Genomic DNA, 13,062 nt, shown 5'->3' on the forward strand with positions numbered 1-13,062 from the left:
CCCCGACGGGGCCCCGTCCCGCCGCGAGGAGTCGACCGCCATGACCCAGTACCCGTACGGCCCGCACAGCGCCCCCGGCCCCGGCGGCCCGTGGGCGGCCGGCCCCGTCCCGCCGAGGACCCCGGATCTCCGGTTGCTGCTGCAGCTCACGGTGGCGTCCTTCGCGATCGGCGTGCTGGGCAGCGTCATCGGCTACCTGACGTCCTCGGAGCAGGTGGCCGCCGCCTCGGGAGGCATGTTCCTGGGCACGGGCTTCGTGCTCGCGAGCGCCGTGGTGGGCCTCGCCGTCAACGCGGGCCTGTACGCCCTGGTCTTCTTCCCGCTGCGCGAGCAGCGGCAGTGGGCCTGGATCCTCGGCATCGTCTTCGCGGCCATGGCCGTGCTCAGCACCGTGGCCAGTCTCGTGCTGTCCTTCGCCGTGCCCGTCGTGCCGACCGGGACGCACCCGCTGCAGCTGCTGCCCGCCGCGCTCAAGCTCGCGGTGGACGCGGCGTGGCTCGTCGTGGCCGTGCGCCCGGGGGTGCGCGCCGCCCTGCGCTAGGGCATGTCTCCCGGTAGTGCCGTGAGCCGGACAGCGATGGTGCGCAGCACGGCCCCGCCGCGGTAGGTCGGCGCGACTCTGTCGCAGCGTGTCGCGAGCCCGCGCCATGGCCTGAAGGCGGTGCAGGATCGTGCCACGACGTTGCGGCCCTGGTCGTCCTCCGGGTCGGAGGAGGGCGGCCGACCGCCCTGGGATCACGGCGCTTCCGGTGGCCCTGCCGGCCGGCGGGCCCGGAAATCACGGCGGTGACGCCCCCGGCCCGCAGGTGAGGGCGGACGGCGCGGAAGGAGCAGGCCTGGTCACCGCGCAGGTGCTGCGGGCCGGGTCCGGGGACGGCCCGGCCCGTGACGGGCCACCCGCAGGCCGGCCAGGAGATGGGGCACCATCGGGGCGTCGCCGGTGAGGTTCGCGGCGTGCTGACGGGCCCGGTCGACGGTGGAGTCCACCGACACCGCCCCGTCGATCAGTTCCATCTTCGGCGCATCGGTGAGCAGCGCGGCCCGGACCCGGTCCCGAGTTCCGTCGGCGTTGCAGCGGCCGCGCCGCTCCCACCCGGCCGGCGGCCGTCATCAGCTCGTCCTGACGGAGCGCACCAGCCCGACCGACAGGTGGTGCAGGTGCTGCACAGCCGGGTCAACTATTGACGCGTGCACGAGTACCTCACCGCAGCAGATGGCCCGTGACGCCTGTGAGGTCCTGGGTCGCGCAGCGGTGGAATCGGGGTCGACTCCGCTTACGGCAGGTAGTCGGGGGCAGGCTCCAGGCCGAAGAACTCCTCCATGGTGTCGACCTCCGGGTCCGCGAGAGCCGCTTCCTGCATGTCCCGGACCAGGTCATGACCGACGTAGCGAATGTGCCAGGGCTCGTAGGCGTAGCCGGTGACGGCTTGATTGTCCTCACCGTCCGGGTAGCGGATGATGAACCCGTACTCCCCGGCGTGCTCGGCGACCCACGCCCCGACCGGGGTGTCCTCGAAGCAGTCCTGCAGCGCGCACACCCCGGAGGCGTTGCCCACGTCCATGGCCAGCCCGGTCTGGTGCTCGCTGTGCCCCGGGCGAGCCGCGATGGTGTCAGCGGTTTCCTGGCCGTACTGCTGCACGTAGCTGTCGTAGAGACTGGCCTGCGTGTCGTAGGAGCGATACCCGCTCACGGCCACGATGTTCACCCCGTCGGCCTTGGCGGCGCGGACCATCTTCTTGTACGCCTCCGCCGCATCGGACCGCATCCGTTCGGCCTGAATACGACTGAGCGGCTTCGGTACGTAGGTCTGCGGGTCCAGCGGGCGGTGCTTGTTCACCACCACCGTCAGGCTGGAGGCCGAGTCGATGTCGTAGGTCGTCCCTGTCGCGACCGCCGCCGATGGCGCCATCAGCCCCGTCGCCAGGCTCAGTGCTGCCGCCCCACCGAGAAGTCCACCGAAGTTCCTCATCATGTCTACGCCCCCACGTGTCCAGGAAAGATCCGCCTCAGCGTAACTGCACGACCCCCGTGATATGTGCTGTGTGACACTGTGACGAGCCCCGGGAGCACTCACACGAGGGGCGGGTGGCGGTGATCATGACCGCGCCTTCCGGAGTGCATGTTCCACCAGGTCGCCGTGCCGGGTCACGGAGAACTCCTCCAGGTCCAGGCCCGCACCCACCCGGAACCGCACGCCTTCCGGCGGACAGGCATGGACACGCAGGGCCCCGATGCTGCGCAACGGGTAGGTCCCGTGATCGCGTGTGGAGCACTTCAGCTCCCGACGGACCAACAGCAGCCGTGAGGTCGTGACGAGGACAAGGGTCCGCTGGCCTCGCCACCATCCCGGCGCCACCACGTGCACGGTCTCGGCCGGATCCAGCAACGCCTCGGCCCGTCGCAGGTGCTCACGCATCGAGACCCGCTGGATCACGCCCCAGTGCCGGCAGGCAGCGATGAGGTCCTCGCGCACGATCAAGCCCTTTCACCCGGCGTCAAGCGGATCGGAGCACCGCATGAATCTCCGACTGCTGCCCCAGCCAGGCCTCCCCGGAAACGATCGGTGGACCGTTCCCGAGAAGAGTTCTCCCCCACTATGGAGAGGAGTCGTAACAGATGTAAAGGCACCTCCGGTGGGTCACCTTGCGTCCTGCCGCGTGCCCGGTCGAAAAACCGTCTCCCCGCCCAGCCACTACCGGTCACCGTCGTGGTGACCCGGGAGTCGTCGACGCCTGATGGCCCCTGCTGAGCCGCAACCACCAGGTGGTCGGTGCGAAACCCCGCCAGCACCAGGTGCATGACCGCAACCATTTCCGGCGTGGTCCCGCGGAGGGGTGTGCCCGATCTCCACTGCGGCTCGGCGATGTCGCCGCTGCGGGCGGGGCGCCTGGGCCGTACGGGGTCGGAAGGCGAACTTCGCCCTGTCGTCTCCGGTGGCGGCCACCGTTCCCGGACCGTGGAGCGCCTCGCGGGACCTCGGACTGCTCCGGTAGGCAGGTCATCGGCGTTGCCGCGATCGACTGCGCTGTGCCGATGGGAATGGGGGGCTGTTCGTTCTCGGCAGAGCGTGTACGGTCGGAGCAGTGACACGGGGTGCCGGTTCCATCCGGCTGAGATGACACCCGTCGAACCTGATCCAGTTCGTACTGGCGAAGGGATGTCCTCTCAGGCCGGGCCGTTGCCGGGCCTGCATCTTTTCGCCCTGATCCTCAGGGAACCTCATGCAGATCGCAGAGCAGATCGTCCTCGTGACCGGCGGGGCCCGCGGCCTGGGCCGCCGCATCGTGGAGGCCTTCGCCGCCGAGGGCGCGCGGGTGGTCATCAACTACCGATCCAGCTCCACCGCCGCCCAAGAGCTCGTGAGCCGCTTCGGTCCGCAACGGGCTGTGGCCTTGCCTGCTGACGTCACCGATCCCGGGCAGGTGTCGGCCATGCTCGAGCGCACCCGGGAGCACTTCGGCGCCCCGGTCACCACTGTGGTGAACAACGCGCTGGCGGACTTCTCCTTCAACGGGGACGCCCGCTCGGGTGCGGCGGAGATCGGCTGGGACGAGTTCACCAGCCAGTTCTCCGGCAGCGTCCGGGGGGCGCTGAACACGATGCAGGCGTGCCTGCCGGGAATGCAGGAGCAGGGGTTCGGGCGGATCGTGAACATCGGCACCAACCTGTTCCAGAATCCCGTCGTCCCGTATCACGACTACACCGCGGCCAAGGCGGCCCTGCTCTCCTTGACCCGGACCCTGGCCAAGGACCTGGGTCAACACAACGTCACGGTGAACATGGTCTCCGGCGGGCTGCTGCGCACCACCGACGCCAGCGCGGCCACCCCTGAGGAGGTCTTCGACCTCATCGCCTCCTCCACCCCGCTGGGCCGTGTGACCACCCCGGAGGAGTTCGCCGACACCGTCCTGTTCTTCGCCTCGCCCTGGGCGCGGTCGGTCACCGGGCAGAACCTGGTGGTCGACGGCGGACTGGTCATGGGGTGAATCGGGCACTCATGAGCACGCACCGGCAGCTGCACCTCAACGCCTTCCTCCTCGGCGCCGGCCACCACAGCGCGGCCTGGCGGCGCCCCGACTCCCCCGCCGAGCAGCTGGGGGACATCTCCTACTGGGAGCGGCTGGCCCGCACGGCCGAGCGCGGTTTCTTCGATGCCGTGTTCTTCGCCGACGGCCACAGCACCGGCGACGTCGCCTCCGGGCCCCGGTGGTTCCTCGAGCCGCTGACCGCCCTGTCCGCCATGGCCCGGGCCACGGAGCGGATCGGATTGGTCTGCACCATCTCGACCACCTTCTTCACCCCGTTCCACGCCGCCCGGATGCTCGCCTCCCTCGACCACATCAGCGGCGGGCGGGCGGGGTGGAACGTGGTGACCTCCATGTTCGACGCCGAGGCCCGCAACCACGGGCTGGAGGCCATGCCGGCCCGACAGCAGCGCTACGCCCGGGCCGAGGAATTCGTGCAGGTCACCCAGCAGCTGTGGGACTCCTGGGCCGACGACGCCGTACTCGTCGACCGGGCAGGGCTCTACGCCGACCCCGCCCGGGTCCGTCCGGTGCACCACCACGGCGAGCACTTCCAGGTGGACGGACCACTGACCGTGCCGCGCCCGCCGCAGGGCAGACCCGTGCTCTTCCAAGCCGGGGCCTCCGGCCCCGGACGGGATCTGGCCGCCCGGTACGCGGAGGCGATCTACGCGGTGGCCTACGACCTGACCGCCGGCCGCGACTACTACGCCGACGTCAAGGCCCGTATCACCGCGGCCGGGCGGAACCCGGAGGCGGTGGCGGTGATGCCCGGGCTCGTGACCTACGTCGGCTCCACCGAGCAGGAGGCCCGGGCCCAGCGGGCCGCGGTCGACGCGCTGCTGCCCACCGCCCAGTCGCTGGCCCAGCTGAGCACGTTCATCCAGCAGGACTGCAGCGGATGGGAACTCGACGCCCCGGTCCCACCGCTGCCTCCGCTCGAGCGGTTCGGCGGCCCTCAGGGCCGCTACGCCACGATCCTGCGGATCATCGACGTGGAACGGCCCACCGTCCGACAGCTGCTGGGCCGCCTGGCCGCCGGTGGCGGGCACTGCACCATGGTCGGCACCCCCGAGAGCATCGCGGACCGGATCGAGCACTGGTTCCGCTCCGGAGCGGCCGACGGGTTCAACCTCATGCCCCCGACCCTGCCGGACGCCCTCGACGACTTCGTCGACCACGTCGTGCCGGAACTGCAGCGCCGCGGCCTCTTCCGCACCGACTACACCGCCCATTCACTCCGCGGGCACCTGGGGCTCCCCCGCCCCGCCCGCGGAGCACCGGCATAGGGCCTGTCCTCTCCATCGTGGGAGGGGTTCTTCGACGCCGGAGGCATGTCCCGTGCGGCTGTGCTGAGCGATGACCGATGGGCACGGATCCGGCCTCCCTGGCCGTTCTCCGACGGCAAGAGAGGCCGGCCGCTGCGCGACGACCGTCCCGTGGTGGAGGGCACCCGCTGCCCCTGCCGGTGCGGGACCGCCTGGCGTGACGTCCCCGAACAGTTCGGGCCCTGGCAGGCCGGGCGGACGCGGCGCGGCCGCTGCAGCGCCGACGGACCCGGGGACAGGGTCCGGGCCGCCTTCCTCCGACCCGGAGGACCACACCGGAGGACTGCACCGGAGACGTGCCCCAGCCCCCGCCGGACCCGGGGCCCTACGCTGGGGGAATGCCCCTCCCCCGCTTCCGTCCCACCGGCCACGGCTCCCCGGAGCCCGCCGCCGTCGTCGCCGGCGCGCACTACCGCATCACCGTGCTGACCGACGGGCTGCTCCGCCTGGAGTACAGCCCCGGCGGACGGTTCGAGGACCGGCCCTCGGCCTTCGCGGTGCACCGGCGGTTCCCGGTGCCGCCGTTCCGCGTCCGGCGCTCGGAGGCCGGCCTCGAGCTGTTCACCGACCGGATCCACCTGAGCTACGACGAGCGGGAGTTCAGCCCCTCGGGTCTGTCCGTGCAGGTGCGCGGCGGGGTGACCAACTACCACAGCGTGTGGCGCTACGGCACGCCGGTGCCCACGCTCGGCGGGACCGCCCGCACCCTCGACGAGGCCGACGGCCCCATCCCGCTCGAGCCGGGCATCAACTCCCGGGAGGGCTTCGGGGTGGTCGACGACTCGGCCTCGGTGCTGCTCACGGAGGACGGCTGGTACGCCCCGCGTCCCCGCGAGGAGGGCGCGGTGGACCTCTACTTCTTCGGCTACGGCCACGACCACCAGGAGGCCCTGCGCGCCTTCTACGCGCTGTCCGGGCCGCAGCCGGTGCTGCCCCGCTACGCGCTGGGCAACTGGTGGAGCCGCTACCACGCCTACGACGAGACCGAGTACCGGCAGCTGGTCCAGGACTTCGCGGACCGCCGCCTGCCCTTCTCCGTGCTCGTGGTGGACATGGACTGGCACCTCACCGACGAGCACGTGGAACGCCACCACGGCTCGGGCTGGACCGGCTACACCTGGAACCGGGAGCTCTTCCCGGACCCGCGGCGCTTCCTGGGATGGGCGCACGAGCGCGGCTACCGGGTCACCCTCAACCTGCACCCGGCCGACGGCGTGCGCTCCTTCGAGGAGCCCTATCCCGCGATGCTCCAGGCCTTGGGCCGGGACCCGGGGACGGAGGAGCCGGTGGCCTTCGACGTCACCGACCGGGAGTTCGTCTCCGCCTACTTCGAGGTCCTGCACCGGGGCCTGGAGGCGGACGGCGTGGACTTCTGGTGGATCGACTGGCAGTCCGGCGAGCACTCCCGCCTGCCCGGGGTCGACCCGCTGTGGGTGCTCAACCACTACCACTTCCTGGACTCCGCCTCGGGCGGCGAGCGGCCGCTGATCCTCTCCCGGTACGCGGGACCCGGCAGCCACCGCTACCCCGTGGGGTTCTCCGGCGACACCGTCATCTCCTGGGCCTCGCTGGCCTTCCAGCCGCGGTTCACCGCGACGGCGGCGAACATCGGCTTCGGCTGGTGGAGCCACGACATCGGCGGGCACATCTACGGCTCCCGCGACGACGAGCTGGCCACGCGCTGGCTGCAGTTCGGGGTGTTCTCCCCGATGCTGCGCCTGCACTCGGGCAACAACGACTTCATCGCCAAGGAGCCGTGGCGCTACCGCTCCCCCTACGCCGAGATCATGGAGCGCGGCCTGCGCCTGCGGCACCGCCTGATCCCCTACCTGCACACCGCCAACCGCGCCGCGGCCGTCGACGGCGTGCCCCTGGTCCGGCCCCTGTACTTCGAGCACCCGGAGGCGGAGCAGGCCTACCGCTACGACCACCAGTACCTGTTCGGCCCCGAGCTGATGGTCGCCCCCGTGACAGCGCCCGTGGACCCCGTGCTCACCCGCGCCGCGGTGCCCGTGTGGCTGCCGGAGGGGTCGTGGACGGACCTGTGCACCGGCACGGTCTACGACGGGGGGCGCGAGCTCATGCTGCACCGCGGCCTCGGCGAGCTGCCCGTCCTGGCGCGCGCCGGTGCCATCGTCCCGCTGGCCGGCGCGGACCCCGACGCTGCGCCGGGCCCGGGAAACCCCGCCGAGCTCGAGGTGCTGGTCGTGGCCGGCGCCTCCCACGGCTCCGTCCTGGACGAGGACGACGGCGCCGGCGACGGCCGGGACCCGGCCCGCTGGGCCCGCACCGAGCTGTCCCTCGACGTCGCGGCCGGGGAGTTCTCGCTCGGCCCGGCGCGGGGCCACCTCGGCTGCCTGCCGCCGGCGCGGAGCTGGACCGTCACCGTCCTCGGCGCCGCGGAGCTGACCGGCCTCGCCGTCACCGTGGACGGCGACGACGTCCCGGTGTCCGTCGTCCGGCGGGACCGGCGCACCTCCGTCACGGTCCCGGACGTCCCGGCCGGGGCGCGGGTCGTGCTCCGCTCCCCGGGCCTGCGCGGGGTGGCGGTCCCGGATCCGGCGCCCCGGGTCTTCGACATGCTCAACGACGCCCAGATCGGCTACGACGTCAAGCAGCGCCTCTACACCGCCGTCCGGCAGGATCCCGTGGCGGCGCTGGGCCAGGCCCCGGCCCTGGGCGCCGAGGGACCGCTGCTCAGCGCGCTCGCCGAGCTGGTCCTGGCTGTCCGGGACGGCGCCTGACCCCGGCGCCCGGCAGCCGGCCGGACCCTCCGGTCCGGGGCCGTCCGCACAGCGCAACCGAGGTGCGCCCGTCCGTCCCCGGCGCCTACTGTGCACGAGACGGTGCGGCCGGCTCGCGCACGGGAGCTCGTCCGCGACCGTGGTGCGGGTCACCACCGAGGTGCTGGGGACCGCGAGCAGGAGCGAGGACGGTGAGGACCATGGGCGCCGACGACGAGGCGATCGGCCACGAGCAGGCCCGCCGGCTGCGGGCCACGATGGTGGCCGCCGGGATCGACCGTGATCGGCTGTGGCTGTCCTACTTCAGCATCGGCGGGGAGGTCAGCGAGCTGGAGGTCGACGCCTATCTGCACCACTCCCTGAGCCTGCCGCCGCTGCAGCGGGACCTGCTCGCCCAGGCCGCCAACGAGCTCGTCGCCGCTCAGGCCCCGCCGCCGGCCCCCTACGTCGACGACCTGCGGGGCGACCGGGCCCCGCCCCGCGGGGACCCCGCCGGGACGGAGCCCAACGTCCCGGTCCAGGACGGCGACGTGCTGGACCGCGACGACCCCGGGTCTCCCGAGCACTAGGAACCGCCGCCGAGGGAGCCCCGGCCGGACCCGGCGCGCCCCGCTCAGGCGTCCGTGCGGCGCCGTATCGGGGCGAAGGTCTCCGGCTTGTCGGTGGCGTGGAAGTCGGTGATCAGCCGCGCGCACAGCCCCGGCTTCTCCACCAGCACCCCGTGGGAGGCGTGCGGGACCACGGCCAGCTCCGCCTGCGGCAGGGCGCGGTACATGGCCACGGCGTGCTCGAGCCGGACCTCGTCGTCGTCGCCGAGGAGCACCAGCACGGGAACGTCGAGACCCGCCAGGTCCGCGTCCGTGAAGGCCGGTTCCGCCGCGTGCATCCGCTGCAGCTTCTCCACCACCTGCCCGTAGTGCTCGCGCCCGTCGGGCGAGACCTCGGCGTAGGCGTCGACCATGAACTCCGGCACCTGCGCCCGGTCCTCGAGGACTCCCGGCGCCCACCCGCTGTGGTGGTGGACCCCGGCGGCGACGACCAGGTCGCGGACCAGGTCGGGGCGCCGCAGCGCCACGGCCAGGGCGACGACGGCCCCGTCGCTGTAGCCCAGCAGGTGCACCGGGGCCCCCACCTCCCGCTCCAGGAAGGCGATCGTGTCCCCCGCCATCGTGGCGTAGGACAGCGGACCGCCCGGGTCAGGGGTGTGGCCGTGGGCGCGCTGCTCCGGGGTGAGCACCCGGTAGCTGCCCGTCAGTTCCCCGGCCAGCGGCTCCAGGGCCCGGGAGTCCGTGCCGCCGGGATGCAGCAGCACGAAGGGCGGCCCGTCCCCCCGGGCGCCGAACCACAGCTGCGCGGGCCGGTCGGTCTCCTCGGTGCCCATGGGCCCCAGTCTCGCCGTCCCGGCGGGCGCCGCGCCAGTACCGCCGCGCGGCGGACCGGGCCGACGCCCCCGGGCCCAGCAGATCCCCACCGGGTGCGGTTACACTTTGGTCCTTCCGTGCAGGGCAGCCCTGCACAGCAACGCCTTTCCCAGGAGGACGCACCACATCATGGCCACCGACTACGACGCTCCGCGCACTCGCCCCGAGGACGAGCCGGCCAACGAGTCCCTGGAAGCGATCCAGGTCCAGCGCAGCGCCGCCACCCAGACCGCGGTGATCGACGCCGAGGACTTCGACACCGCCGAGGGCATCGACCTGCCCGGGGCGGATCTCTCCCACGAAGAACTCACCGTGGCCGTCATCCCCGAGCAGAGCGACGAGTTCACCTGCGGGGCCTGCTTCCTCGTCCGCCACCGCTCCCAGCTCGCCCGCACCAGCGCCGGCACCAGCTACTGCAGCGACTGCGAGGGCTGACCCCGGCAGCCCGCCGGCACACGACGGCCCGGGCCCCGGCGCACGTCGCGCCGGGGCCCGGGCGTCGGCGGTCCGGTGCCCTCCCGCCGCGCGACTCCTCGACGGCGGCTACAGCGCCGGGTCGATCATGGTGATGCCGGCGGGCGTCGCCCGGTCGAACACGGGCAGCAGCGCCGCGGCGGCGTCGAGGCCGATGGTGCGCTCGATGAGCCTCTGGGGCTGCAGGGCGCCCTGCTCGATCAGCGAGATCATGGCCGGATAGTCGGCCGCCGCCATCCCGTGGCTGCCGAGCAGGTCGAGCTCCCAGCCGATGACGCGCGCCATCGGGACCCGCGGGTGGCCCTCGACCGGCGGCAGCAGGCCGATCTGGACGTGCCGTCCCCGCCGGCGCAGGCTCAGGACGGCGTCGGCGCAGGTCTGCTCGCTGCCCACGGCGTCGACGGCCACGTGGCTGCCGCCGCCGGTGAGGTCGGCGACGGCCTCCGGGACGTCGGTCCCGTCCGCGCGCAGCGCGTGCTCCGCGCCCAGCTCGCGGGCGCGGGCGAGCGCCTCGGGGTTGCGGTCGACCGCGATCACCCGGCCGCCCAGCGCGCGGGCGATCATCACCGCGCTGAGCCCCACGCCGCCGGCGCCGAGCACGGTCACCCACTCCCCCTCGGCCACGCGCGCCCGCGCGGCCAGGGCCCGGTACGCCGTGGCGAACCGGCATCCCAGCCCGGCCGCGGTGGCGAAGTCGACGTGCTCGGGGACGGCCACGAGATTCGTGTCGGCGGCGTGCAGGGCGACGTACTCGGCGAAGGACCCCCAGTGGGTGAACCCCGGCTGCTCCTGCGCGGGGCAGACCTGCGCGTCGCCGGCCCGGCACCAGTCGCAGCGACCGCAGCCGCAGACGAACGGGACGGTGACCCGGTCCCCGGTCCTCCACCGGCGCACGCCCTCGCCGACCGCGGCGACCACTCCGGCCAGCTCGTGCCCGGGCACGTGGGGCCATGCGATCTCGTCGTGCCCGGCCCAGGCGTGCCAGTCGCTGCGGCACAGGCCTGTGGCCCGCACCTGGACGACCACCCCGTGCGGCGGGGCCGAGGGCTCGGCGACGTCACGGACCTCGGGCTGGGCCCGGACGGCATCGATCACCACTGCGCGCATGCCTCCCACTCTCCCACGGCCGTCCGGCTTCCCGCACCGGGCGGCACGGGGCTGCGGGACCGTGGCCTACGAGGCCAGCTGTTCGCGGGCGGTGGGGCCTGGTCCCGTGGGACCGGCCTCGGCGTGGGGCCGGTTGATCTCGGCCCACACCTGGTCGAGGGACAGGCCGAGCACGCCGGCGATCGCCGCGATGGTCGGAAAGGCAGGAGTGGCGACGCGGCCGGACTCGATCTTCCGCAGGGTCTCCGGTGAGACCCCCGCGTCGAGCGCGGTCTCGAGCATCGAGCGCTCCCCCCTGCCCCGGCGCAGCAGGGCACCGAGGCGCTGCCCGCGTTCGACCTCGGCGGGAGTGAGCGGCAGTCTGACCATGGCTCCGATTCTAGTACCGGGATAACATGGCCGGGATCATAGGACCGGGATAGTTATCGGACGGCGGAGGAGAACCCCCATGATCGAGATCCTGCACCCCGGCGAGACGGCCCGGGCGAAGGACACCGGCGCCCTGGTCGCCGGCATCCTGCAGACCCTCAGGAACCGCATCACGGTGGGGACGAACCTCCTCGACATCGACCGGTGGACGCGGACCATGATCCTGGAGGCCGGAGCGCTGTCCTGCTACGTCGACTACGCGCCGTCCTTCGGACGCGGGCCGTTCGGCCACTACATCTGCACCGCCGTCAACGACGCCGTGCTCCACGGGCGTCCCCACGACTACGAGCTGGCCGACGGGGATCTGCTGACCCTGGACCTCGCCGTCTCCCGGGACGGGCTCGCCGCGGACTCGGCCATCAGCTTCCTCGTGGGCGGCGCCGAGCCCCCGGAGAGCGTCGCGCTGATCGACGCGACCGAGCGCGCGCTGGCCGCGGGGGTCGCCGCCGCCGTCCCCGGGGCCCGCGTCGGCGACATCTCCCACGCCATCGGTGCCGTCCTCGGTGCGGCGGGATATCCGGTGAACACGGAGTTCGGGGGCCACGGCATCGGGTCGACGATGCACCAGGACCCGCACGTGGCGAACACCGGACGACCCGGCCGCGGCTACAGGCTGCGCTCCGGCCTGCTGCTGGCCCTGGAGCCGTGGGCCATGGAGGACACCGCCGAGCTCGTCACCGACGCCGACGGGTGGACGCTGCGCAGCGCGACGGGCTGCCGGGCGGCGCACAGCGAGCACACGATCGCCATCACCGACGACGGACCCGAGATCCTCACGCTGGCGCAGCAGTGAGCCGCAGCCACGAGGGCCCCTGCGCCGGCCCGGGGCCGGCGCAGGGGCCCTGAGCGCGGCGCCGTCAGCGGTCCACGGCGGCCACGAAGCCCCGGGACCTCTCGCGCAGACCGGCGATGCGGTCGGCGACGTAGGCGTCCATGTCGAAGCCCTTGTACGGGGAGGGCGGGCGCTTGCGGACGTTGGCCGAGCACTGGAAGCCCGCACAGACCAGGGTGCCCACGGTCGAGCCCTCGCGTCCGGCCGCCCCGGCGCGGCGGGCCACGTACATCACCACGGGGTGGGGCAGCCGCACGTCCTGGCACCAGGCGCACATCGCCTGCTTCCCCGCCCCCGCGGCCCCGGAGGTCTGCACCACGATGCCCTTCGGGCCCTGCTCGGTGGGGACGACGGCGAATCCCCGGCGCGGGGACTGCGGGTCGCGCCATCCCAGGTAGTCCAGCCGGTCCCAGTCCAGGGCCCCGAGGTCCGGGGGCACGGGCAGGCGGGCGGCGTCCTTGCGGGAACAGTTGATGAGGCTGGAGCGGATCTCTGCTTCGGTCAGCGGGTGCATGCGGAAGGTCCTTCGGGTGGGGTGAGGGTCTCCCGCCCGCCCACGCCAGGGCACCGGCCGGAGCCGGGTGCGCCGCGAGGGGCACCGGTCCCGGCCGGTCCGAGGGGGCGGCGCGGAAGAGGGTCAGGTGGTCGTCGACCGTCGGACGCCCGGTGGCCGGCACACGCCGGGGACCGGGCCCGGGCAG

15 protein-coding genes and 1 riboswitch are annotated in these 13,062 nt (G+C 73.3%); of the genes, 8 read left to right on the top strand and 7 right to left on the bottom strand.

From position 1 onward, the window contains the following. Positions 1–40 precede the first annotated feature (40 nt). Entirely contained in the window at positions 41–541 is a 501-nt protein-coding gene (locus AYX06_RS08610) for a hypothetical protein (protein ID WP_062735422.1), read from the top strand. Between the two features lie 299 nt (positions 542–840). Here the strand turns inward: AYX06_RS08610 and AYX06_RS19740 are convergent, their stop codons facing one another. The 3 genes from AYX06_RS19740 to AYX06_RS08620 all read right to left on the bottom strand — a co-directional run bounded on the left by AYX06_RS19740 (position 841) and on the right by AYX06_RS08620 (position 2,474). Continuing rightward, positions 841–1,014: a hypothetical protein gene (locus AYX06_RS19740; protein WP_157093457.1), complete on the bottom strand. Its 174-nt coding sequence runs from the start codon at positions 1,012–1,014 to the stop codon at positions 841–843. A 260-nt stretch (positions 1,015–1,274) separates the two neighbouring features. Further along, positions 1,275–1,910 carry a M15 family metallopeptidase gene (locus AYX06_RS08615; protein ID WP_186815602.1) on the bottom strand — a complete coding sequence of 212 codons (636 nt, stop codon included), beginning with the start codon at positions 1,908–1,910 and terminating at the stop codon, positions 1,275–1,277. A gap of 186 nt (positions 1,911–2,096) precedes the next feature. Next, positions 2,097–2,474: a hypothetical protein gene (locus tag AYX06_RS08620; RefSeq protein ID WP_147017357.1), complete on the bottom strand. Its 378-nt coding sequence runs from the start codon at positions 2,472–2,474 to the stop codon at positions 2,097–2,099. A gap of 606 nt (positions 2,475–3,080) precedes the next feature. After that, a riboswitch (TPP riboswitch) is annotated at positions 3,081–3,176 on the top strand. A gap of 46 nt (positions 3,177–3,222) precedes the next feature. On the opposite strand from AYX06_RS08620, the gene AYX06_RS08625 reads away from it, so the two are divergent. The 5 genes from AYX06_RS08625 to AYX06_RS08640 all read left to right on the top strand — a co-directional run bounded on the left by AYX06_RS08625 (position 3,223) and on the right by AYX06_RS08640 (position 8,667). Then, a complete protein-coding gene (locus AYX06_RS08625) occupies positions 3,223–3,987 on the top strand; it encodes a 3-oxoacyl-ACP reductase (protein WP_062735425.1) in 765 nt (254 codons plus the stop codon). A gap of 11 nt (positions 3,988–3,998) precedes the next feature. Beyond that, the gene (locus AYX06_RS08630) at positions 3,999–5,315 is read left to right on the top strand and encodes an LLM class flavin-dependent oxidoreductase (protein ID WP_062735426.1); all 1,317 of its coding nucleotides are present in this window, start codon (positions 3,999–4,001) and stop codon (positions 5,313–5,315) included. Between the two features lie 45 nt (positions 5,316–5,360). Beyond that, positions 5,361–5,783, top strand: coding sequence for a transposase (locus AYX06_RS20940; RefSeq protein WP_084271524.1), 423 nt, complete (start codon positions 5,361–5,363; stop codon positions 5,781–5,783). Continuing rightward, positions 5,693–8,098, top strand: coding sequence for a glycoside hydrolase family 31 protein (locus AYX06_RS08635; RefSeq protein WP_062735427.1), 2,406 nt, complete (start codon positions 5,693–5,695; stop codon positions 8,096–8,098). Before AYX06_RS20940 ends, AYX06_RS08635 begins: the two co-directional genes overlap by 91 nt. Positions 8,099–8,298: 200 nt before the next feature. Then, a complete protein-coding gene (locus AYX06_RS08640) occupies positions 8,299–8,667 on the top strand; it encodes a hypothetical protein (RefSeq protein ID WP_084271525.1) in 369 nt (122 codons plus the stop codon). A gap of 44 nt (positions 8,668–8,711) precedes the next feature. On the opposite strand, the gene AYX06_RS08645 is transcribed toward AYX06_RS08640, so the two are convergent. Next, positions 8,712–9,479 carry an alpha/beta fold hydrolase gene (locus AYX06_RS08645; RefSeq protein WP_062735428.1) on the bottom strand — a complete coding sequence of 256 codons (768 nt, stop codon included), beginning with the start codon at positions 9,477–9,479 and terminating at the stop codon, positions 8,712–8,714. Between the two features lie 169 nt (positions 9,480–9,648). Between AYX06_RS08645 and AYX06_RS08650 the strand changes: the two genes are divergently transcribed. Beyond that, positions 9,649–9,954, top strand: coding sequence for a DUF4193 domain-containing protein (locus AYX06_RS08650; protein WP_062735429.1), 306 nt, complete (start codon positions 9,649–9,651; stop codon positions 9,952–9,954). A gap of 108 nt (positions 9,955–10,062) precedes the next feature. Here the strand turns inward: AYX06_RS08650 and AYX06_RS08655 are convergent, their stop codons facing one another. After that, on the bottom strand, positions 10,063–11,100 hold the full coding sequence (locus AYX06_RS08655; RefSeq protein ID WP_062735430.1) for a zinc-dependent alcohol dehydrogenase family protein: 1,038 nt from the start codon (positions 11,098–11,100) through the stop codon (positions 10,063–10,065). Between the two features lie 66 nt (positions 11,101–11,166). Continuing rightward, positions 11,167–11,469, bottom strand: coding sequence for a helix-turn-helix domain-containing protein (locus AYX06_RS08660; RefSeq protein ID WP_062735431.1), 303 nt, complete (start codon positions 11,467–11,469; stop codon positions 11,167–11,169). Positions 11,470–11,548: 79 nt separating this feature from the next. Here AYX06_RS08660 and map point away from each other — a divergent pair, with 79 nt between their 5' ends. After that, positions 11,549–12,322, top strand: coding sequence for a type I methionyl aminopeptidase (gene map / locus AYX06_RS08665; protein ID WP_062735432.1), 774 nt, complete (start codon positions 11,549–11,551; stop codon positions 12,320–12,322). A gap of 64 nt (positions 12,323–12,386) precedes the next feature. Here map and AYX06_RS08670 read toward each other — a convergent pair whose 3' ends face one another. Next, positions 12,387–12,875, bottom strand: a complete 489-nt coding sequence (locus AYX06_RS08670; protein ID WP_062735433.1) for an FBP domain-containing protein — start codon at positions 12,873–12,875, stop codon at positions 12,387–12,389. Between the last annotated feature and the right edge of the window lie 187 nt (positions 12,876–13,062).

Source organism: Kocuria turfanensis (assembly GCF_001580365.1).
Classification (GTDB): Bacteria; Actinomycetota; Actinomycetes; order Actinomycetales; family Micrococcaceae; genus Kocuria; species Kocuria turfanensis.